The organism is Nitrosospira sp. TNL300, assembly GCF_055385915.1.
Map to the genome: position 1 here is coordinate 2,050,883 of NZ_AP041005.1, position 21,777 is coordinate 2,072,659.

The window sequence follows — 21,777 nt, forward strand, 5'->3', positions numbered from 1 at the left end:
ACGAAATGGATTCCGGGTCAAGGCCGGAATGACCAATTTGTGGAAACTCTTTCTTCTTTCATCAGGCTGAATGAGGAATCTCGCGTCTTCTCCATGGAGAACCTGGATTTGCCTGCCACTCCACCACGAGACCTTGTTCGTCCTCCGCTGCCTGAAAGTCGCAATCCACGCCAATTCCCGGGACGCAGACCAGTTGCTCCCCGCTGAATATCAGCGGTAACCTTTGCCGTTGCCAAGGTGGAAGCGATGCTTCGCGTAGCAGGTTTTTAAGGCTGCGGCGCGGACGGTTGCAGTCTGTACGCAGGCGTTCCCCGCCCTGGCGCAGCCGGATCGTTACGGGCTGCTCGTTGATCTTTTGCAAGCTGATCCCTGCGCCCTTACAACGTGCAAATCGGAGGGTTCCGCCAAGTTCAGGAATGGGAAGGCATTCTTCTCCCTGCCAGACCAAATACCAGCGAGCCTCGGGAATCGCTTGGACTATCGTTTGGGCTTTTCGTATATGTACCCGGCCTCTGAAGCACCGGATTTCTGTATTCCCAAAAATAACATGCAGTTTTGTATCAGGACGTGAGGAGAGCAGTTGCCGCAGGATTTCTTCGAGCTTTACCGTACTGGGCAGTATGACAGCATGCTGCGTCAGCGTGTAGCGCAACAGGTTTCGGGCACGTGGAAAACCCACTTTCCGTAAATCTTCGACATGGAGTTTTCCGGGTACCACACATTGCGCGCTATCGACTTCAGCCAATTCATCCAGTAAAGCGGACGCCTCTGCCATATGGCGGCTGGCGCGCAGGAAAGTCGTGCGATAAGCGGGAAAGCGCTTTTCCAGGAGCGGAAAAAGCGCGTGGCGCAGAAAATTCCGATCGAAAGATACCTCGTCGTTGCTTTCATCGGTAATCCACTGCAACGCATGCTCTCTCGCATAGTCTTCGATCTCCCGTCGCGAAACGTCGAGCAGTGGTCGAAGCAGCCTCGGCCTGCCCTCGAGTGCAGGGATGGAGTTCACCCAGACTTTCTCATCCATTTCTTTCCGCACGGTTCTCACAACCGGCATCGCACTTAGACCCTTTACCCCTGCACCGCGCAGCAATTGCAGCAGTAGCGTTTCTGCCTGATCGTCCAGATGCTGGGCCAGCACCACGTAATCCGTTTGGAGATTTCGAAAGATGCGATAGCGTTCTTCACGCGCCGCGGCTTCCAGACTGGTTCCTGGCTCGCGCGTGACTTCTACTCTGGCAATTTCAAGGGGAATGTTTCGGGACTGGCACAGATTTCGGCAGAATTCACTCCACTTTTCCGCATTGGGGCTGATGCCGTGGTTGACATGAACGGCCGAGAGCGGGAGTTGCATTTGCGAGGCAAACGGGACTAGCAGGTGCAGCAACACTGCCGAATCCACTCCCCCGCTCAAGGCGACGGTCAGATGATCACCGGTTTGGACCTGGGTACGCAATACATGCTGCGCCTTGCGCGAAATATTATCTGACTTTGACTTCCTTGAACTTGCCATATCCCATCAGCCGCTCAAAGCGTTTCTCCAGCAACGATTCGATGGAATAGTCCTGCAGGAGCTTGAGCGAGTCCTGCAAGGCTTTCCTTACGGCTTGCATGGTTGCGGGATGATCACGATGCGCACCTCCGGAGGGCTCGCTGATGATCATGTCTATCAGGTCCAGGCTTTTGAGGCGATGCGCCGTGATTCCCATGATCTCGGCAGCTTCAGGTGCCTTGTCAGCACTTTTCCAAAGGATGGAGGCACAGCCTTCGGGAGAAATGACGGAATAGGTTGCATATTGCAGCATCTGGATTGCGTCGCCCACTGCCACCGCCAGTGCACCGCCAGACCCGCCCTCCCCGATAATGGTGCAGATCACGGGTACTTTCAACTCCGCCATTACATAAAGGTTGTGTCCAATCGCTTCTGACTGGCCCCGTTCTTCCGCCCCAATGCCGGGATATGCGCCTGGCGTATCGATGAACGTAAACAGGGGAATGCCGAATTTTTCTGCCAGGCGCATCAGGCGCAACGCCTTGCGATATCCCTCGGGCTTGGGCATGCCAAAATTACGATAAATTTTTTCCTTGGTGTCACGCCCCTTCTGGTGGCCGATCACCATGACTGGCTGCCCGTTAAAACGCGCCAACCCGCCTATTATGGCATGGTCATCCGCAAAACCCCGGTCGCCGTGGAGTTCTTCGAAATCCGTGAAAAGATTCTGAATGTAATCGAGTGTATAGGGGCGCTGCGGATGGCGCGCCACTTGTGAAATCTGCCAAGGCGTGAGCTTCCCGTATATGCTGTTGGTGAGGGACTGGCTTTTCTTTTGCAGACGCAGGATTTCAGCTGAAATATCGACCGCTGAGTCATCCTGGGCAAAACGCAATTCTTCTATTTTTGCTTCAAGCTCAGCAATCGGCTGCTCGAAATCCAGAAATGTAATCTTCATAAAACACCGATTTAAGCTGAAATGGTAATGATACAGGATCAGGTGAAAACCGAGGAATCTCTCAGTAAGCCGGGATGTCTGCGAGCCCTGTTTATCGGTTCCCTGTTTGCCCCTCCATGGAGGATCATATTCCGTTTCTGCTGCAGGAAACGTATAATGGAGAGTTTTTTCCAGCCCCTTCGCGGGGACAGAGAGAGGAAAAGACGTTGATTACAACAGCCAATATCACCATGCAGTTTGGGGCAAAACCCCTTTTCGAGAATGTCTCGGTCAAGTTCGGCGATGGCAATCGCTATGGATTGATCGGCGCCAACGGGTGTGGGAAATCGACCTTCATGAAAATCCTGGGGGGCGATCTGGAACCTACTTCCGGCAATGTCAGTGTAGATGCCGATGAGCGCGTGGGAAAATTGCGCCAGGACCAGTTCGCTTTCGAAAATTGTCTCGTAATCGATACGGTAATGATGGGGCATGAAGAACTGTGGCGCGTAAAGGAAGAACGCGACGCAATTTATGCCAACCCCGATGCGACGGAAGATGACTACATGCGTGCTGCGGAACTGGAAGCGAAGTTCGCCGAACTGGATGGCTATTCTGCCGAAGCACGTGCAGGAGAACTGCTACTCGGCGTAGGCATACCGCTGCCGCAACATCAGGGGCTGATGAGCGCTGTGGCGCCCGGCTTCAAGCTGCGCATACTGCTTGCCCAGGCATTGTTTGCCGATCCGGATATCCTGCTCCTGGACGAGCCTACCAATAATCTCGATATCAATACCATCCGCTGGCTGGAAGACGTCATCAACACTAGCAGGAGCACGATTGTCATCATTTCGCACGACCGGCATTTCCTGAACAGCGTATGCACCCACATGGCTGACCTGGATTATGGCGAAATCCGCATCTATCCGGGAAATTACGATGACTACATGCTCGCCTCTACCCAGGTGCGAGAGCGCATGCTGGCCGACAACGCGAAGAAAAAAGCCCAGATTGCTGAATTGCAGTCGTTCGTGAGCCGCTTTTCCGCCAACGCCTCCAAAGCACGGCAGGCGACCAGCCGTGCCCGCCAGATCGAAAAAATAAAGCTGGAAGATGTGAAACCTTCAAGCCGACAATATCCATACATCCGGCTGGACATGGATGAGCGCGAGAAACTGCACCGCCTGGCGGTATCGGTGCAAAGCATCACCAAAGGTTTTGCCGGAATGCAAAAACCGCTGTTCCACAAATTCAGCATGAATGTGGAATCAGGCGAAAAAATTGCGATTATCGGTCCGAACGGCATTGGCAAGACAACCTTGCTGCGTTGCCTTGCCGGTGATCTGTCACCTGATGCGGGAGAAGTCAAATGGGCGGAGAAAGCGCGTCCTGGCTATTTTGCCCAGGACCATGCCGCGGACTTCGATAACGATATATCACTTACCGAGTGGATGACGCAGTGGCGCGGTGAGCACGATGATGACCAGGCGATACGGAGTGTGCTTGGCAGATTGCTGTTTTCGGGCGATGAAGTCAGAAAATCGGTGAACGTCATTTCCGGCGGAGAGGAAGGGCGCATGCTGTTTGGCAAGCTCATGCTGCAAAGAAACAATGTGTTGCTGATGGATGAACCCACCAACCATCTCGACATGGAATCCATCGAATCGCTTAACGCAGCTCTGGAAAAATATACAGGAACGCTGATTTTCGTTTCCCATGACCGCGAATTTGTGTCATCTCTCGCAACACGCATCGTTGAAATGAAGCCGGAGGGAGTCATCGATTTCAAGGGCAACTACGAGGACTATTTGCGGAGCCAGGGAATTTTTTCGGACGGCATGAATTCGCGCGGGAATAGTTCTGCCTCGTCCAAGGAAAAAGCGCGCGCCTCATCCAGATGACAGGATGAGTTCTTCTTTCTGATGCTTATAAGCGACAGACCGCGTCAGGCTCGGATAAGGCTTAACGCGAAGCAGTGAGCGCTGCGCGATAACGCTCCCAGTCGAAACAGGGGCCTGGGTCGGTCTTGCGACCCGGCGCAATATCGGAATGCCCCGCGATGTGCTCAATGGGATACGCCTTTTGCAGTTCCAGCGTGAGTTCGACCAGCGCTCTGTATTGAAAATCGGTGAAAGACTGCGAATCGCTGCCCTCGAGTTCGATACCGATGGAAAAATCGTTGCACCGGCCCCTGCCCTGCCAGCAGGACTCCCCCGCGTGCCAGGCGCGTTTTTCGCACGGGACGAATTGAATGATCTCCCCCGTCCGGCGGATATAAAAGTGGCTGGAAACCTTGAGACCGTGAATGACGCGGTAGTAGGGGTGAGCTTCCGGATCAAGCTTATTGGTGAATAACTCGGCTACGCCGTCCCCATCAAACTCATCGGGGGGAAGGCTGATGTTGTGAATCACGAGCAGACTGATTGCACACCCGGCGGGACGTTCGTCGAAATTGGGCGAAGCGATGAAGCGGATGCCATTCGCACATCCTGTTGCATCGATCTGCATGAGGCAGTCATCCTGTCGGACGCTGCTAGCTGCGTCATTTTGCCGGCTGTAACCCATTTGTACTGTCGGGTTCACGATTCAGATTGCAGGTGCAGTCGCCGATGCTCATCACTGCAAAAAAAATTGCCTTCCGAAGCAATACTCTCGCTTCTGGGTAAATGGACGCCACAGTAAACACATCGGACCATATCCTCACCTTCGAGAGATTGAGGCTGTTTATGCATCTCCTCACGTTTTTTGAGAGCGCGACGGTAGCTCCTTATTACCCAGAAAAAAAGAAGGGCAATAAGGGCGAAGAACAGGATTCTACCCAAGCTGGAATCTCCGTTGCGATATCGAAACCGGCGGCAAGCAGTTAAATGACATGTACGGCATTCTACCGCTTATGCATTGGAGCGCAAGCTTGAGAGGAGATAAAAAATCCGCCAAGGCCGCCCTCTCCGCTGGCCCCTCCCCCACGCGTGGGAGAGGGGAACAAATGGTTCGGTTGACCTGTTTCTTCTCTCCTTGGTTCTCTCTGCATTTGCAGACTTGGGGAGAAGGCCAAATCTGACCCGCTTTGCATACCAGTCAGGAATGAATGACGCAGAAAAATCTTGCGTATGGCAGCGTTTTCCGGATAACAAGTAATCGAAAACGCTAATTTGAATAAGCCGAATGGTCGGGGTGAGAGGATTCGAACCTCCGACTCCTGCGTCCCGAACGCAGTACTCTACCAGGCTGAGCTACACCCCGAAAAACCGATTTTGATACTTGCGATGCCTGGAACAATTCATGTCAGGCACGTGGGCTGCAATTGTACGCAGGAAGAGATTTTCGGGCAAATGCAAAATTGTGTAATCCCTCTGTGAAGCGTTTCGTAGCCAAATAACATTAAACCCATGAAGAATGGAGGCATGATTTCATCATGTAGCGCATGGCTTACCAGCCTTGCCGCTCTTTTTCTTCATGGAAACCCCTTCCCTCATTCATGAAATCCGAGGGAAAAGCAGCAAATTTATCCATCAGTCCCGCCACGGACCTTTTCTGAACAGATCGTATAACGAGAGCATCGCCTTGTCGCTCGATCTCCACCTCTCGACCGGCTTCGTCAAAACCCAGCTCCTTTGGTATACGTACTGCCAGTGAGCTACCGCTCTTGAAAATCCGCGTCAGCATTGTGATACGACTTGGAATTGCCGGAGTGTTTGCACCGGGGTTAATAATTTCTCGCTACCGCAAAGGTGCTCAGATCCAGAAGACATTGCTTGTAGTCTGAATCCGGCAGTGAGGAAATCATATTGGATGCTGTCTCGGATTCGGTTTGCGCCCGTTGCTTGGCATAATCCAGTGCGCCGGTCTGCTGGATAACTTCCAGCACGGGCTGAAAGCCCCCCTCGCCCCCTTGCTCGATAGCGCTGCGTATGATCTCCGCCTGAGCGCTCGATCCTGTTTTCATGGCATAGATCAACGGCAGGGTGGGCTTGCCTTCTGCCAGGTCGTCACCCAGATTCTTGCCGGTTTCTTGATAATCCCCGGAATAATCCAGCATGTCGTCGGTGAGTTGGAACGCGGTGCCGAGATGCATGCCATACACGGCCATCGCCTCTTCCTCCGCCGGCGTGGCATTACCGAGGATTGCACCGAGCCGTGTTGCAGCTTCGAACAGCTTCGCGGTCTTATAGCGGATCACGCGCAGGTAATTTTCCTCATCAACGTCCGGATCACGAACATTGAGCAGTTGCAACACTTCGCCTTCGGCAATCGTGTTGGTCGCATCGGCCAATACCCGCATGATGCGCATATTGTCCACTTCGACCATCATCTGGAACGCCCGGGAATACAGAAAATCCCCGACCAATACGCTGGCGGCATTTCCAAACAGGGCATTTGCAGTCGCCTTGCTTCGCCTCAGTTCGGAGGCATCCACGACGTCGTCATGCAGAAGGGTTGCCGTATGGATGAATTCCACGATGGCAGCAAGATTGTAATGGTATTGTCCGGTGTAGCCGAACGCGCCCGCGGACAGGATTACCAAGGCGGGCCGTAGACGCTTCCCGCCGCTGTTGATGATATATTCGCTTACCTGCCGGATGAGCACGACCTCCGAATGGAGTTTTTCACGAATTACGGTATCCACCCTGCCCATATCCTGGGCAATCAGGCTTCTGATACGTTCAATTGACACGGAGGTTCCTGCAAAAAAGATGCCATGGTAGAAATGTCGCCACCAACGTGTCAAGTTCGAAAACAGGCAAAACTTGGATTGCGGCACAAAACTCATCCACAACAGACCTTTACCTTGAGTGGGTGACTCTGTATAATCCGCGTCTACTTCTCTTCATGGCTCCCTGGCGGGCGCAATAAACAGGATTCCATCATGTACGCAGTCATAAAAACCGGCGGAAAGCAGTACCGGGTCGAAAACGGGTTAAAACTCAAAATAGAACAGGTACCGGCAGAAATCGGTAGCGAACTCCTGATCGACCAGGTATTGATGGTTGCTGATGGCGACAATATTTCAGTGGGGAAACCCTTGCTAAGCGGCGCTTCTGTCAAGGCAACCGTACTGGAACAAGGCAGGCATGACAAAATCCGCATTTTCAAGATGCGCCGGCGCAAGCACTATCGGAAACAGCAGGGGCACCGGCAGAACTACACCGAAATTCAGATTACCGGTATTTCGGTATAAGGAGACTCTGGCATGGCACATAAAAAAGCAGGCGGCAGTTCCCGTAACGGGCGGGACTCAAATTCCAAGCGTCTTGGCGTGAAGCGCTTTGGCGGCGAATTGATTCCGGCTGGCAGCATTATCATCCGCCAGCGGGGTACAAGGGTTCATCCGGGCGAGAACGTCGGAATGGGCAAGGATCACACACTGTTCGCGAAGGTGGACGGGAAGGTAAACTTCACGATTAAAGGTTTGCCACAGCGCAAGACAGTGAGCATTATCCCGGTTTAGATTTTACTGGCGCTTCTCAGGAAAGCCCTATCAGCCCCGATAGGGCTTTTTTGTTTGCATCATGGTAAATTGATTCCCATGAAATACATTGACGAAGCAATTATTCAGGTAATCGCTGGAAAAGGTGGAGATGGCGTCGCAGCCTTCCGCCGGGAAAAATACATTCCGAAAGGCGGCCCGTCCGGGGGTGATGGCGGACGCGGAGGCAGCATTTATGCGGTGGCTGACCGCAACATCAATACCTTGGTGGATTACCGGTTTGCTCGCATCCACCGCGCAAAAAACGGCGAAAATGGGCAAGGCTCTGATCGCTACGGAAAAAGCGCCGGGGACATTGTATTGCGCATGCCCGTTGGCACCGTTGTCACCAACGAGGCCACAGGAGAACTGGTGGCCGATCTGGCCCAGCATGATCAAAAAATCCTGCTGGCGAAAGGCGGCACGGGGGGATTAGGCAATCTGCACTTCAAATCCAGCACAAACCGCACGCCCCGGCAATTCACGCTGGGTGAACCGGGAGAGGAAGCCGGCCTCAAGCTGGAGCTCAAGGTTCTTGCGGACGTGGGACTGCTCGGCATGCCAAACGCGGGCAAGTCGACGCTGATTCGCGCAGTTTCAGCGGCACGTCCAAAAGTAGCTGATTACCCTTTCACCACCATGCACCCTGCTCTGGGCGTGGTGCGCGTGGATCAGAACCGCAGTTTCGTAATGGCTGATATTCCAGGACTGATCGAAGGCGCAGCGGAAGGCGCGGGACTTGGACACCGCTTCCTGAAGCATCTCGCGCGTACTCGCCTGTTGCTGCATGTCGTCGATATTGCACCGCTCGATGAAGCGGTTGATCCGGTGCATGAAGCCAGGGCTATTCTCGAAGAACTGAGGAAGTATGACGAAGAGCTCTATCGCAAGCCGCGATGGCTGGTGCTCAACAAGGTCGATCTGCTGCCTGAAAATGAGCGCGAAAAAATATGCAGGAAATTCATCCATAGCCTTGGCTGGAAAGATAAAAACTTTGCCATCTCAGCCATAACGGGGGATGGCTGCAAGGAACTGACCTACGCGATTATGGAATTTCTGGAGCAGGAATCGATGGATGAAAATCAGGATCTGGCAAAATCTGAGGAACCGGATACATCCGAGTGATTTCCCTTCGTGTCCACTAACGGGCGCCATCTGCTGCGACCCCCTTCCATTCCCTTATCAGCAGCAGAGCTCACAGCACAGCGCACATAGCCCCCAAGTTGTACTACACTTAATCAGATTTCCAGATAAAACTCTGCTGGCGCTGATCCAACTTTAAATTTGGGAATATTTTTTTGTGACTGGGGAGGAATGATGACAGAACTTGCCGAAGGAGAACTTGCAGGACTGGATGCCGTTATAGAAGCGAGAAGGATGACATCCGATACATCCGACAAATATGAGCAGATCGTGATACCCATTGGCAATGCCGGCACCGCTGTAGCGGGTGACAACGCAGGCTTATCAGGGGGAGAGGGTCTGTCACTGGACGTACTCATGAAACTTCGCGAGAACGCGCTGATCTGACATAAGCTCACCATGTCATTAGTCTCTATCCTGCTTTATTCGATAGTGACTCTTTGGCTGGTAATCACATTATTGGGGCAGCACTCGCGCTTCCAGTCCGTCATCAACCGGTTTAACGGACTTCATATCATTCCGCGCTGGACATTCTTTGCACCTAATCCTGGAGTCAGGGATTATCACCTGGTTATAAGGGACCGTTACCGTGATGGACGGCTGACAGACTGGAAAAGCGTGCCTGTTTATCCCTCGCGCCCGAAATTCGCGTACTTGTGGAATCCGCAGAAGCGCGCATCGAAGATACTGACTGATGCCGTCCAGGCAATAAAGCTGTTGTTGAAACGCGACGATGTGGGACCCTCCGGACTTCCTTTCACCGTCCCCTATCTCCTTCTTTTGCATTACGCAGCCCATGCTGTGCAGCCCGAGCCGGACGCAACCGAGTTTCAAATCGCGATTATCGAGGCTACGGGGCATCTCGAGCGGGAACTGGAATGTTCATTCCTTTCCAGTTTTCATAGCCGATGGTAACTGAGGGCATGGCGAACATCGCCTTATGCCTCGTCATTACCAAGACTCTATTGGCTGCATGGGCCCTGCTTTCCGCAGCGGAATGGTTTGCCAACCTTCACCTATTCCGGTCTGATGGTTTGCTCACATGGAATATTCTGCGCCTGCGCCCACGCCTTGTGATCCCGGCATCCATCCGCCACCGTGTGCACGCGGAATCCGCTGTAATTGCTGTCCTGGTATGCCGTATTGTCGCCGGGCTTCTGTTGCTGATCCCCTACCCTAATTATGCGGATTTGCCGTCCAGCCTGCTCATTCTGCTTTCATGCTTCTACATGTCACGCCGCACCTGGTTCGGTGGCGATGGGTCGGATCAGATGGGAATGGTCGTTGCCGCAGGTGTTGCCATCATTTCCGCCGGCCTTATGCTGGATGACATGAACCTGACGGCCTCTGGCGTTTTTGCAATCAGCGGTCAGGCGGTCCTCGCCTATTTTGTTGCCGGCGCCGCCAAGGTTGTTTCGCCCGTCTGGCGAAACGGAAAAGCGTTGCCCGGTGTGATGAAAACCCGAACATACGGACACTCCCTTGCCGCGGGTTTTGCCTCAGACCGACCCGCTTTCTGCAAGCTTGTATGCTGGCTGACTATCGGGACGGAAATGCTGTTTCCACTCGTTCTATTGGCGCCACCCGGTGTAGCGATTGCAAGTCTTTGCTGCTTCGCCCTTTTTCATTTTTCCAATGCCTACTTCATGGGATTGAACGCGTTTGTCTGGCCTTTTCTCGCAACTTATCCGGCTGTCATGCTAGCCAATTCGGCAGTCCGAGGCTGGATGGGCTGGGTATGACAGCGACTGCGAGTGATTCAAATCGTCTCTCCGTCATTTATGACGGGGAATGTCCTTTTTGTTCGGCGTTTGTGAAGCTTTACGCTCTACGGAAGAATATAGGCGAGATAGAACTCATCGACGCCCGGACAAGACCTGATCTGGTCCGGGAGTTGCGGGCCCAAGGCATGGAAATCAATGAAGGCATGGCCGTGATATGGCAGAGGCATTATTACCACGGGGCCAATGCAATGCACCTTCTTTCCATACTCGGCGCTGACAAGGGATTTCTTGGCGGGCTGAACAAATTCCTGTTCCGCAACAGAAACGCCGCTGCACTGGTTTATCCCGTGCTTGCGACTGGCCGCAGAGTGGTCCTATCGTTACTGGGCAGAAAAATGATTCCGCACCGATGATGATCAAGGCAGGTTTTTCCGAAAAAATCAGAAAGGTGCGGACACGACGAAAATCAGGGCAATACAGCTATACGTCTTCCACTCCCTTCATCAGCATTTTCTTTCGCGCCCACCGCTTCTTCTGCCAGATGATCACTCCCGTAACTGACAGCATTGCCACCAGCAGGCCCATGACGGATACGAAAATGCGCCCGGGAAGACCAACGATACGTCCGGAATGCAGCGGAAACTGCGCCTGCATGAAAATATCGCCCGCACTGCCCTCACCCGGCACATTCGCTCCGACGGGTGTTCCATCCTTGCCGTCGAAGAAAAGCGAGGGATTCCCCAGTCCCACATCGCCATGGTCGTTCCCCGACTCGGAGAAGATCACACCATAAACACCCACTTCGGGATCATAAAATATGCCACCGGGAGGCGTGCTCCAGCCGCGCTTTTCCGCTTCGGTTATTGCCGACTGCAGAATAGTGCGCCGGTCCACTATCGGCTCGACAGGCTGGTCGGGAGGATTGGGAGTACGTGTAAAGGGGTTGGGCGATAGCGTCGAAAATAGCGACACCAGCGGCCGCATGACCTGCTGGTTGAGATTCATCGACACGGCAGTCACAGCCAGGACCAGCAGGAATCCCCATACCCACACTCCACCGGATCGATGCAGATCGAAGTTCAGCCTTGCTCCTCCCTGCCGCCAGCGGAATGCAAAGGACTTGGTCCATGCACTCGCCTTCGGAAATGAAATCCACAGGGCAATGAAGCAATCGAGTGCCCAGATGATCGCGAGAGTCCCCATGAACAGGATACCCAGCTCCAGGCCGAACCCGTCCGGAATATGCATGCTGTAATGCAGCTTGTACAGAAACGGCAGCAGATTCTCGCGGCTGAGCGAAATCTCGCCCCACATGCGCTTGCCTCGCACTTCCCCATCAACTGGGTCGAGGGCTATCTGGTTGAAATCCAGATCGAAGGCCGTGCCTGTTGCCGGGGCGAGGCGCGGCTTCACTGCCAGACCAAGGTTATGCCCCGGCTCAACGGAAAGCGGAACCCACGTGACCAGTAGCCGTGAATCTCTCGCTTCCAGTCGATCGGCCAGCAGCAGTGGAGGCTGCGGGATGCCATCAGCATTCCTTGCTTCGTATAACTGGGGATTCAGCCACTCATCCAGCTCATGATCCCAGGAGATGACAGCGCCGGTAAGGCCGGATACGAAAAGAAATGCGGCCAATAAAAGACCCGCCCAGCGGTGCGCCAGCACAAGAAAACTGCGTCTGATCGAAAGTTTCTCCGCGCGCCGGGTATCTTGTACTCCGGTTACGCCCGGCATCGTGATCATTCGTTTCATTGCTTCATGTCATACCGTCAAGTACAGCGGCGGAGCCGCGGTTGCGTGCGCGGCATCTTTCAGTGATGGACGGCCATTGAACGTCAGGCATCCGCTCTCCATACGTATCACCCGATCGGCAAGATGAAAATAACGGTCATCGTGCGATATCACCAATACGGCCTTGCCCATGGCGCGTAATTCCGGAAGGAGTTCGCGGTAAAAGACTTCCTTGAAGACCGGGTCCTGATCCGCCGCCCATTCGTCGAATATAAAAAACGGGCGATTCTCCAGATAGGCAACCACCAAAGCGAGACGCTTGCGCTGTCCTTGTGAAAGGGCAAGCGTCGTGAAAGCCCCGTTCTGGACTTTAACCTTGTTTTGCAGGTGCAGTTTGGCTAAAAGCCGATTGCCTTCGTCATCCAGATCAACTCTGCTCGTTTCCAGCAAGCGGTCGAAAAGATGGAAATCCGAAAAAACCGTCGAAAAAAGCTGCCTGTAGCGATCCCGGTTTGTCTCATCGACCACTTTTCCATTGAAAACTATCTGACCTTCCTCTGGCGGGTAGAGTCCAACCAGCAATTTAGCCAAAGTGGTTTTGCCGCTCCCGTTGCCCCCCACCAGAAAAGTAATCTCTCCGGGACGGAAATCCAGATCGATGGGACCGAGCGTAAACAATTCATCGCTCTGTTCATGATAATACCGGTGCAGCACGCCCTGGAGTGCGATGGACTGCAAGCCTGGGGGAGAAGAATTATCGGTCTCGATTTCCAATGTGGTCATCGCCCGTGTTATTTCCTCGATCCGCTCCGCAGAAACCTTGGCCAGATTGGCGCGGGGAATATTCAACAGAAGCGCTTCGAGCGGTCCCACCATGTAAACAAACACCAGTGCGTAGCCCGTCATGACCAGAGCCCGGTCAGGACCATCACTCACCAGCGCGAATAATACCATTCCGATAAACGCATAGAGCAGGAATTGGGCCCATCCACCGGATGCGACGAAAACGGACATTCCAAAAGTCCTTTCGCGGCGCACGGTTTCGATCGAGCCCGATAGCACTTCTTCATAAAATGTCTTCCGCTTCCGATTATTGAGGCGAAGCTCCTTGGCCCCGTCGGTCAGGGACCGGAAATAGGAAAACAACTTGTCCTGCTCTTCGGAAGCAATATTCAAATGACGTATTGCGCGCAGGTGCGCAAGATGATATCCCACGGACCCCAGGCCGACCACAAGGACAGCGAGCAGGAATACCTGCCATGACAGCCACGCCATATAAAGGAGGCATCCGGTGACGATGACCGCATTCATCAGGATGACAGGAAAGCTTACGAAAAATTCGGCAACGTGCGTGCAATGTTCGGCAAGGGCCGACTGTATGCGGGCAGCCCCCACCGTTTCAAGATTACGGTAGTCGGCGGCAAGCACCTTTCTGGCGACAAAGCTGCGCAATTCCGCGTGCGCCCGTTGTCCCAGGCGCTCGAAAAGGATCGCTGCGCTTACATAACTCAGCATCACGGCAACGGCAGTGGCAATAAAAACGAGCGCCATGGTTCCGCGTTCGCTCTCAGCCGCGGTGAGGGCAGAACTGATCTGCGTGATGAGAAACACGCTGCAAGCACCATGGAATACTGTGACCAATGAAGCGCCTGCCAATAATACCCTGGATTGGTTGATGAGATACTTGAGCATGGCTGTCCCGCAAGGAAATGGATATGAGGGAAGACGAATGAGAATTACAATTATTTACGTTCGAACGGTTCACGTCATCTCCTGTTAATCGACAAAACAGGGCCTGGGACATTTCAATCCTTGGGCATTTCATTCCTTAGGCATTTCATTCCTTAGGGCAATTTCGCTCCTGCGGGCCTGGAAAGACAATTGCAGCAGGAGTGCTTGCCGTTATCCGCTTAGGCAGTTACCCGCATAGGCCCTTTTAATCCCCCATTTCCTCCAGAACGGAATTTTCCCTCGTACTTCTCCCCAGGTCATAGCTCTCGCAATGAGCATGAGCAATCAATCCGACTGCAATTGTAAAAAATAATGTTTCTCATTCGTCTTTAAGCAGAATAACACCGCGGAATACAGCGAATACCAAATAACAGCGCGACAGCGATAGTGTGACAACCCGCAGCGCCGTTCTCACAATACTTATCCGGAAAACGAGATGGGACATTTACACGAGCAAGGCCAGCATCTCTCGGCTCGTGCGACGTCGATTACTTGCCGTCCCGATCGGACTGCATATTCGGCTACGCTCAACGGCAACACCTTGCTTTTACAACCGGTGAATGGTGTTGAAAATTCGAGGTGGCAGCTGGGCCAGCAGGCTGACGGGCTGACTCTGGAATGGATAGGGTCCGATGCTGAAAAACCAAAACTCGTGGAAGTATTGGCGGCAATTGAAGCTGCGTTCGTCAGTTTTCCTGTCGCAGATAAACTGAATCTCCTGGCTCCTTTCGACCAGGTTGAAGAACTGCTTCGATCAGGTCTTCTCCTTCGCGACAGGAGCGGCCAGGCCACTGTGAATATCGAGCTTTTCTGGCAACAGCCGAGAATGTGGCTCGTGCCGCCTCAACCTTATTTCTTCCCCGTGACCTATATGCTCAGCGAGGGGCGTCGTCATCCGCTGCGGTCTCCCAAACCGGCCGGCATCGTATACCAGCGCCATATCGACTGGCTCGGCCGTACCCTGTCATTCCGCACGGTGGACCTTCACCGGGACCTGGAACGCTTCAACCGCTGGATGAATGATCCCGTAGTAGCGGCATCCTGGCGGGAAGAAGGCGATCTGGCAAAACATCAGGCTTATCTACACGCCATTTCTGCGGACCCTCATGTCACAGCCCTTATCGCGAGTCTCGATGACGAGGCTTTCGGTTATTTCGAAGTTTACTGGGCAAAAGAAGACCGTATTGCCCCCTTCTATGATGTGGATGACTTCGATCGGGGCTGGCACGTGCTGATCGGTGAAGCCCGCTTTCGGGGCAAGCTCTTCGTCACAGCCTGGCTGCCATCGATCTCCCATTACCTGTTTCTCGACGATTGCAGGACTCAACGCGTCGTCATAGAACCTCGCACGGACAATTACAAAATGATTCGCAATCTCGCCAGGTGCGGCTATGCGAATCTCAAGGAATTCGATTTCCCCCACAAACGCGCCATGCTCGGCATGTTGTTGCGGGAACGCTTCTTTGCAGAACGGTTGTGGGTTCCACGCGATGTCATCGCAACATCCTGTTCCACCTCTTCTTTATCCTGAGGATATCGCTATGCAAATACATGACCTGATCGGTATCGGCTTTGGCCCCTCCAACATTGCGCTTGCCATCACCCTGGAGGAAAAAAAGCAGGAAGGATACGACATAGACGCATTTTTTATCGAGAAACAGCCGGGTTTCGCCTGGCATCCAAACATGATGCTGGACAATGCGCATATGCAGATTTCCTTCCTGAAGGATCTGGCCACGCTGCGAAATCCCTCCAGTCACTTTACATTCATCAACTATCTCCATCAAAAACAGCGGCTGCAGGACTTTATCAACCTTAAAACCTTTTTTCCCAGCCGCCACGAATTCAACGATTACCTCGCCTGGGCCGCATCCCATTTCGACGATCGCTGCGCATATGGCGAAGAGGTTCTGGAAGTGCTGCCGGAGAAGCGTAATGATGAAGTGATGCTGCTGCGCGTGCGTTCGCTGGATTCCACCGGAACTGTGCGGGAACGGCTGGCACGCAATCTCATTATCAGCATCGGCGGTGTTCCCAGCATACCCGAATGCTTCCAATCGCTGAAAGGCGACAAATGCATATTTCATTCGAACAGCTATCTCCGCGAGATCGAGCGGCACAAGGAAGCGAAAAAAATAGCGGTCATGGGTGCAGGCCAAAGCGCGTCGGAAATTTTCATGGATCTGCACAACCGCCCGAATGCTCCGCAGGTTGACCTGATCATGCGCGCCCGCGCAATCAAACCGTCGGACGACAGCCCCTTTGTAAACGAAATCTTCAATGCCGATTTCACCGACTTCGTTTTCAGCCGTTCAGAGCACGACCGGGTTTCTCTCCTGGAGGAGTTCTGGCATACCAATTACGCCGCACCTGATCTCATTCTGATCGAACAGATCTTCAATGTGTTCTACCAGCAGAGAGTTACCGGCAATACCCGCCACCGCTTCCTGCGGCGTCATGAAGTCGCCAGCGTCAGTATTTTGCCGGAAGGCGGCATTGAATTGTTTCTGCGCGATTTGAATGCGGGGCGGGAATACAGCGCGGTCTACGATGCGGTCGTGCTTGCAACCGGCTACGGACGGGATTATCACAAATCCTTGCTGAAACCTCTTTCCCCCTACATGGATGACTTCAGCGTAGACCGCAACTACCGGCTGAAAAGTGCGCCGAATTTTCGGCCTGCCATCTTCCTTCAGGGAGCCTGCGAATCAACTCATGGGCTGAGCGATACGCTGCTTTCAGTTACAGCGGTTCGCACGGACGAAATAGGGCAGGCGCTCGTAGGCATGGTCAATGATCCGGTTGCGAAGCAGGCAGAAAACCCGGTGCGCGCAGTGGCAAGCCGCTGAGTTTTTGCAAATGAAAATCCCTCTCGATCTCATGAATACGAGTTGATAACGCACCCACTTACCATTTTTTTACTACCAGCAACCACAAAAATGAAAGCCTATACAAAAACTATTAAAGGGCATCGCCGTCCACTTACTTCACTTACTCCACTTACACGACCCACCAGACTTGTAACCGCAGTACAGTACGCACTCCTCAGCCTGTCCGTAACTGGCTACGTGCATGCACAGGAAGCTTCCCCGGAATCAGCCAAAAAATTTCAAACGAATGTTCTTGCGGCAGAAGGTAATACCGAGTCCTCTGCTACAGAATCTTCCAAATCGGGTGAAAAAGCTTTAAAGGGGAACGCTCCGTCGGCTCAGGAGAATGCGCAGCAGGGGGAAAATCCTGAATCAGCCAAACCCTCCGAAACGGTCCTGCCGACCTTGGTCATCCGGGAAAAAGGAGTCCAGGAAGGATATGGCGTTAAAAACAGCATGACGGCGACCAAGACCAAGACGCCGATTATAGAGGTACCGCAGTCCATTTCAGTCATCAATCGCAATGAGCTGACCATGCGCGGGGTAAATCTCAATTTCACCGAGGCGCTGCGCTACGTACCGGGGGTCGTAGCTGACACATTTGGTTTCAATGGAACAGGCTTCGAGTATGTAAGCATGAGGGGCTTCAACTCCCTGAGCACTGCCAACTTTCGGGATAATTTAAGCCAGCAGGGGAGAGGACTTTTTTTTGCCGACTTCATTACCGACCCTTATTCCCTTGAGCGGGTGGATGTATTGCGCGGTCCCACTTCAGTTACATTTGGCCGAGGCGACGCGGGAGGTATCATAAACCGCATTACGAAGCTGCCTACCGCCACGCCCATTCGGGAGGTCGAGCTTCAGTACGGCAATTTTGACCGCAAGCGGATTGCCGGAGACTTTGGGTTAGCCAATGAAGATGGAACACTGATGTTCCGGCTGGTCACGACCGCACTCGATACAGACACGCAGGTACGCTTTCCGAATACGGACGGAGACCGGGCCGAGATCAGGCGCTTTTATATTTCACCATCGCTGACCTGGCGTCCCACCGACAGGACATCCGTCACGCTTTTCGGCGGTATTCTGAACAATCGCAGCGAAGCGTCTGCCTTTTACGTGGCAACGCGAGAGGGTAATCCCACCAATACGTTGCTGGGCGACCCCAACTTCACGCGGTATTCGACCGACCAAGCTTCCTTCAGCTACAAACTCGAGCACCATTTCAACGACACCTTCACAGTACGGCAAAACTTCCGTTTCATGGGGCTCGATGGCAGATTCAGAGACATTAACCCCGCAGGATTTGCAGATGAGCGAATCTTGGATCGCAGTACAGTCGCTACCCGCGAACGGTTGAATCAAACCGTGCTGGATACGCACGTGGAAGCTCGTACCCGGACAGGTCCCCTCAATCATACCGTATTGGCCGGAATCGACTGGAACCGGGTTGAGTCCACCCTCAAATATTTTGCAGGCAGCGCTCCCTCCATTGATATTTTCAATCCCGTATATAACCAGCCGATTGCCACCCCGGATTTCTTGGCCATCGATGGCAACCAAAAGATAGACCAGGTCGGATTTTACGTACAGGATCAAATCAAGTTCAATCAGTGGGTGTTGACTCTGAGCGGCCGCCACGACAGGGTGTCGAGCGTTACCAATGTTAATATTTTCGATCCGCAGCATACCGCGAGCAAGGATTCAGCATATACCGGCAGGGCGGGGTTGACCTATCTTTTTTCCAACGGCATCGCGCCTTATTTCAGCTACTCACAGTCGTTTCTGCCTCAATACGGGATCGATTTTTTTAATAACAGCCCCTTCAAACCTGCGCGCGCTTCCCAGTATGAAGTAGGTATCAAGTATCAGCCTCCGGGCACCAGGAATTTGTTTACGGCGGCATTGTTCGAATTGACCAAAACCAACGTTTTGATTCCTGATCCCCGTACACCGCTTGGCTTGTCGCAAGCAGGCGAGATACGCTCCCGAGGCGCGGAACTGGAAGCAAGAACGGAAATTTACCGGGGAATGAATTTGATTGGCGCGTTCACTTATAACGATGTCAGGGTAACAGAAAGCGCCAGTGGTTTTACAGGTAACATGCCCGTCCGCGTACCCAACCTGACGACTTCGGGCTGGCTCGACTATAACCTCGGCACATTGAATGTTAGCTGGTTGAAGGGGTTCTTCATCGGAGGTGGCGTACGCTATGTGGGCAGGGTGTTCAATGATGAGGCGAATACCAGTACTACCCCTTCCTTTACCCTGTTCGATGCAATGCTGCGATACGATCACGGCCCCTGGCAGTTTCTCATCAATGCCAACAACATATTTGATGAGAAATACTACACTGCAAATAACGTCGTCCCGGGCTCCGGCGGACAGTTCTTCCTGGGAACGCGACGTAGCGTCATAGGGACATTGAAACTCAGGTTTTAATGTCAGCAAAGAAACTTACTCTACGATAGTCGAGACGCTCGCATGGCGCTTGATCCTGATCTTGCAGCATTTCTCGAACTTGTGGAAGCGGGTATCAGCAATGGTGCCCCTTCCTTGCACGAGCTACCGCCCGCGAAAGCACGCGAACAATATGATATTTCCACCCTGGCTCTGGATAGCCCAGGTATGGAGGTGGCGAGCGTCAAGGAAATCGGTATCCCCTGCCGGGATGGAAATGAAATAACGGCAAGACTCTATACGCCTCTGCTGGACGAGCCATTGAACGGCTTATCGGCGCCCGCGCTGCTGTATTTTCATGGAGGCGGATACTGTGTCGGCAGCCCTGGTTCCCACGACTCCCTGTGTCGGACACTGGCTGCGCTGGCGCCCTGCTGCGTGCTGAACGTCGGCTACCGGTTGGCGCCTGAACATCCGTTCCCCACAGCGGTGCATGACGCCCAGGATGCCTATCAATGGCTTCTTTCGAACGGACGCGCACATGGTATCAATCCCCAACGGATAGCCGTAGGAGGCGACAGCGCAGGAGGCACACTGGCAACCGGTTTGATTATTGCTGCTCGGGAAATGGGTTGGCCGCAACCAGTATTCCAGGCGCTGCTCTACCCGTGCACAAGCGCTTGGCAGGATACCGATTCGCACCGCCGCCTCGCAAAGGGATATCTGCTCGAAGCCCCGACGCTGCAATGGATGTTCAACAATTACCTGACCAGCGAAAGAGACCGGACAGACTGGCGTTTTGCGCCGCTTGAGGCAGAGAATTTAAGCAGCCTCGCTCCGGCATTCATCGCCCTGGCCGAATACGACCCGCTCGTGGATGAAGGAATTGAATATGCCAACAGGCTCAAAGAGGCCGGCGTGCCTACTCAACTGAAAATATATGAAGGGATGACGCATGATTTTGCACGTCTGGGGAATATCGTCAACGAGGCGAGCAAGGTGCGTGAAGAAGTAGCGCAGCAATTACAGAGGGCTTTTGCTGCGCCTCGAACCTAGCCAGGGTGGTACTTGCTCACGCTCCCATCGTGTCATCCATGTCTGCCAATGGCCGTGCTGCTTCCCGTAACGCCTCCAGGGCAGCACGCATGGGCACCGGCTCGTTTTGCACCAGGCGGCCTACGGTGTGCAATGGGACAAGCAAATCCCTGCCTTCGTCTCCGTAACTGATCCACAGCGCTTCGAAGTTTAGCGCGGGCACGCGAAATACGCGAAGCTCAGCCTCCTGCTCCGCTTCTCCCACCGCCTCGAGGACTTTGGTCAAGCCTTGCGAGAATAAATCCAGTTGCCGCTGTGCCGCGGACATTTGCAGCACGCGGGGCTCGCCTTCCTCGGTAACATCGTAAAAAGCCTGTGGAGTATCTCCTGCAACTTCATAAACCCGCAACGCGACCGGTTCCGGAGCAACCTCCCGCGAGCCGAGCAATGAATCCAGCCCCAGAGAATATACACGCTGGGCCATGCCCAGAGATGTCCGCTTTTCATCCTCCGTTTCTCGAGATGCACGCGATTCTGCGGATTCGGTTGCCGGAATTTTTCCCTGCTTTATCTGGAGCAGTGGACGAGCTTCCCATATGCGATGAAGTACAGGCTCTATCGGGATCAGATATTTTATTGGCATTTTGAAAAAGCTCTTGGTGAAATACGTATGAGTCCAGGTGCCGCTTCCTTGATAGTTGCTGGCAAAATCGGATACAGCAAGATGGCTCTTTCCATATATCGGATCGTCGATATCAAAGTACTCATGACCAAGGACGCGACTGTAACCATAAATCACCATGAAGTGGCCACCTCCGCCGTTCCATCCGATCCTCGCTCCGACGGGCCTGCCAGCGTCTATTTCACTCTTCACCGCCTGAAAACTGGCTTGTCCGCCCATTATGCTGACAAAATTGTGGGTACGGGTGAGGGCCTTGTCGAGATACCAGGGCACATTACATGCCGATGGGACAGGAGTGTTGCAACAGTCGCTATGACCAAGCTCTCCATTTGCGACCCGGCATTGCGTCCACGTACTCCACCACCAATAGAAATGAGATACGCTCGTTGCAGTTGCCGCCCAGCACCAGTTGGATTGGGTCTGCATCTGCATGTTGAATGCGAGCTGCTTCGATGAGAAAAGCTTGCCCCAGATATTGAGTTCGTGCAATAGGAAGCTGTATGGAAGGCTGGTAACGCGAACATATTCAGATACGTTCATCAAAGTCTCCATGAAACCCCGACCTTCA

21 protein-coding genes and 1 tRNA gene are annotated in these 21,777 nt (G+C 53.4%); 12 read left to right on the forward strand and 10 right to left on the reverse strand.

The annotated features are described in order from the left end of the window. Positions 1 to 61: 61 nt before the first annotated feature. A complete protein-coding gene (gene tilS, locus ACZ5BW_RS09435; RefSeq protein ID WP_464539264.1) occupies positions 62 to 1,510 on the reverse strand; it encodes a tRNA lysidine(34) synthetase TilS in 1,449 nt (482 codons plus the stop codon). After that, positions 1,479 to 2,447: an acetyl-CoA carboxylase carboxyltransferase subunit alpha gene (locus ACZ5BW_RS09440; RefSeq protein WP_464539266.1), complete on the reverse strand. Its 969-nt coding sequence runs from the start codon at positions 2,445 to 2,447 to the stop codon at positions 1,479 to 1,481. The genes tilS and ACZ5BW_RS09440 overlap by 32 nt, the downstream gene beginning before the upstream one ends. A gap of 206 nt (positions 2,448 to 2,653) precedes the next feature. On the opposite strand from ACZ5BW_RS09440, the gene ACZ5BW_RS09445 reads away from it, so the two are divergent. Next, positions 2,654 to 4,327: an ABC-F family ATPase gene (locus ACZ5BW_RS09445; RefSeq protein WP_464539268.1), complete on the forward strand. Its 1,674-nt coding sequence runs from the start codon at positions 2,654 to 2,656 to the stop codon at positions 4,325 to 4,327. Between the two features lie 61 nt (positions 4,328 to 4,388). Here ACZ5BW_RS09445 and ampD read toward each other — a convergent pair whose 3' ends face one another. The 5 genes from ampD to ispB all read right to left on the reverse strand — a co-directional run bounded on the left by ampD (position 4,389) and on the right by ispB (position 7,101). After that, on the reverse strand, positions 4,389 to 4,934 hold the full coding sequence (gene ampD, locus ACZ5BW_RS09450) for a 1,6-anhydro-N-acetylmuramyl-L-alanine amidase AmpD (RefSeq protein WP_464543683.1): 546 nt from the start codon (positions 4,932 to 4,934) through the stop codon (positions 4,389 to 4,391). A 71-nt stretch (positions 4,935 to 5,005) separates the two neighbouring features. After that, a complete protein-coding gene (locus tag ACZ5BW_RS09455; RefSeq protein WP_464539270.1) occupies positions 5,006 to 5,248 on the reverse strand; it encodes a PP0621 family protein in 243 nt (80 codons plus the stop codon). Positions 5,249 to 5,592: 344 nt separating this feature from the next. Next, a tRNA-Pro gene (locus ACZ5BW_RS09460) sits at positions 5,593 to 5,669 on the reverse strand. Between the two features lie 186 nt (positions 5,670 to 5,855). Further along, a complete protein-coding gene (locus ACZ5BW_RS09465) occupies positions 5,856 to 6,092 on the reverse strand; it encodes an antitoxin (protein WP_464539272.1) in 237 nt (78 codons plus the stop codon). 40 nt (positions 6,093 to 6,132) lie between these two features. Beyond that, a complete protein-coding gene (gene ispB / locus ACZ5BW_RS09470) occupies positions 6,133 to 7,101 on the reverse strand; it encodes an octaprenyl diphosphate synthase (protein WP_464539274.1) in 969 nt (322 codons plus the stop codon). A 192-nt stretch (positions 7,102 to 7,293) separates the two neighbouring features. Between ispB and rplU the strand changes: the two genes are divergently transcribed. The 7 genes from rplU to ACZ5BW_RS09505 all read left to right on the forward strand — a co-directional run bounded on the left by rplU (position 7,294) and on the right by ACZ5BW_RS09505 (position 11,173). Next, positions 7,294 to 7,605 (forward strand): 50S ribosomal protein L21, encoded by a 312-nt coding sequence (rplU, locus tag ACZ5BW_RS09475; RefSeq protein ID WP_464539276.1) that lies wholly within the window; start codon positions 7,294 to 7,296, stop codon positions 7,603 to 7,605. 12 nt (positions 7,606 to 7,617) lie between these two features. Beyond that, positions 7,618 to 7,875: a 50S ribosomal protein L27 gene (gene rpmA, locus ACZ5BW_RS09480; RefSeq protein ID WP_464539278.1), complete on the forward strand. Its 258-nt coding sequence runs from the start codon at positions 7,618 to 7,620 to the stop codon at positions 7,873 to 7,875. Positions 7,876 to 7,953: 78 nt separating this feature from the next. Then, positions 7,954 to 9,018 carry an Obg family GTPase CgtA gene (gene cgtA / locus ACZ5BW_RS09485; RefSeq protein WP_464539280.1) on the forward strand — a complete coding sequence of 355 codons (1,065 nt, stop codon included), beginning with the start codon at positions 7,954 to 7,956 and terminating at the stop codon, positions 9,016 to 9,018. Between the two features lie 189 nt (positions 9,019 to 9,207). Beyond that, entirely contained in the window at positions 9,208 to 9,423 is a 216-nt protein-coding gene (locus tag ACZ5BW_RS09490) for a hypothetical protein (protein ID WP_464539282.1), read from the forward strand. Positions 9,424 to 9,435: 12 nt separating this feature from the next. Next, the gene (locus ACZ5BW_RS09495; RefSeq protein ID WP_464539284.1) at positions 9,436 to 9,951 is read left to right on the forward strand and encodes a hypothetical protein; all 516 of its coding nucleotides are present in this window, start codon (positions 9,436 to 9,438) and stop codon (positions 9,949 to 9,951) included. Positions 9,952 to 9,959: 8 nt separating this feature from the next. After that, a complete protein-coding gene (locus ACZ5BW_RS09500) occupies positions 9,960 to 10,778 on the forward strand; it encodes a hypothetical protein (protein ID WP_464539286.1) in 819 nt (272 codons plus the stop codon). A gap of 71 nt (positions 10,779 to 10,849) precedes the next feature. Then, positions 10,850 to 11,173 carry a hypothetical protein gene (locus ACZ5BW_RS09505; protein WP_464539288.1) on the forward strand — a complete coding sequence of 108 codons (324 nt, stop codon included), beginning with the start codon at positions 10,850 to 10,852 and terminating at the stop codon, positions 11,171 to 11,173. Positions 11,174 to 11,240: 67 nt separating this feature from the next. Here ACZ5BW_RS09505 and ACZ5BW_RS09510 read toward each other — a convergent pair whose 3' ends face one another. Together ACZ5BW_RS09510 and ACZ5BW_RS09515 are read right to left on the reverse strand one after the other, a co-directional pair. Beyond that, positions 11,241 to 12,512 (reverse strand): PepSY-associated TM helix domain-containing protein, encoded by a 1,272-nt coding sequence (locus tag ACZ5BW_RS09510; RefSeq protein WP_464539290.1) that lies wholly within the window; start codon positions 12,510 to 12,512, stop codon positions 11,241 to 11,243. Positions 12,513 to 12,521: 9 nt separating this feature from the next. Continuing rightward, on the reverse strand, positions 12,522 to 14,183 hold the full coding sequence (locus ACZ5BW_RS09515) for a cyclic peptide export ABC transporter (protein WP_464539292.1): 1,662 nt from the start codon (positions 14,181 to 14,183) through the stop codon (positions 12,522 to 12,524). A gap of 475 nt (positions 14,184 to 14,658) precedes the next feature. Here ACZ5BW_RS09515 and ACZ5BW_RS09520 point away from each other — a divergent pair, with 475 nt between their 5' ends. From ACZ5BW_RS09520 to ACZ5BW_RS09535, 4 genes are all read left to right on the forward strand, one after another. Next, positions 14,659 to 15,753, forward strand: a complete 1,095-nt coding sequence (locus ACZ5BW_RS09520) for a GNAT family N-acetyltransferase (RefSeq protein ID WP_464539294.1) — start codon at positions 14,659 to 14,661, stop codon at positions 15,751 to 15,753. Positions 15,754 to 15,763: 10 nt separating this feature from the next. Then, positions 15,764 to 17,071 carry a lysine N(6)-hydroxylase/L-ornithine N(5)-oxygenase family protein gene (locus ACZ5BW_RS09525; protein WP_464539296.1) on the forward strand — a complete coding sequence of 436 codons (1,308 nt, stop codon included), beginning with the start codon at positions 15,764 to 15,766 and terminating at the stop codon, positions 17,069 to 17,071. Positions 17,072 to 17,161: 90 nt separating this feature from the next. Continuing rightward, positions 17,162 to 19,534 (forward strand): TonB-dependent siderophore receptor, encoded by a 2,373-nt coding sequence (locus ACZ5BW_RS09530; RefSeq protein ID WP_464539298.1) that lies wholly within the window; start codon positions 17,162 to 17,164, stop codon positions 19,532 to 19,534. A 42-nt stretch (positions 19,535 to 19,576) separates the two neighbouring features. Then, a complete protein-coding gene (locus ACZ5BW_RS09535; protein ID WP_464539300.1) occupies positions 19,577 to 20,548 on the forward strand; it encodes an alpha/beta hydrolase in 972 nt (323 codons plus the stop codon). Between the two features lie 16 nt (positions 20,549 to 20,564). Here ACZ5BW_RS09535 and ACZ5BW_RS09540 read toward each other — a convergent pair whose 3' ends face one another. After that, a complete protein-coding gene (locus ACZ5BW_RS09540; RefSeq protein ID WP_464539302.1) occupies positions 20,565 to 21,749 on the reverse strand; it encodes a papain-like cysteine protease family protein in 1,185 nt (394 codons plus the stop codon). Positions 21,750 to 21,777: the final 28 nt, after the last annotated feature.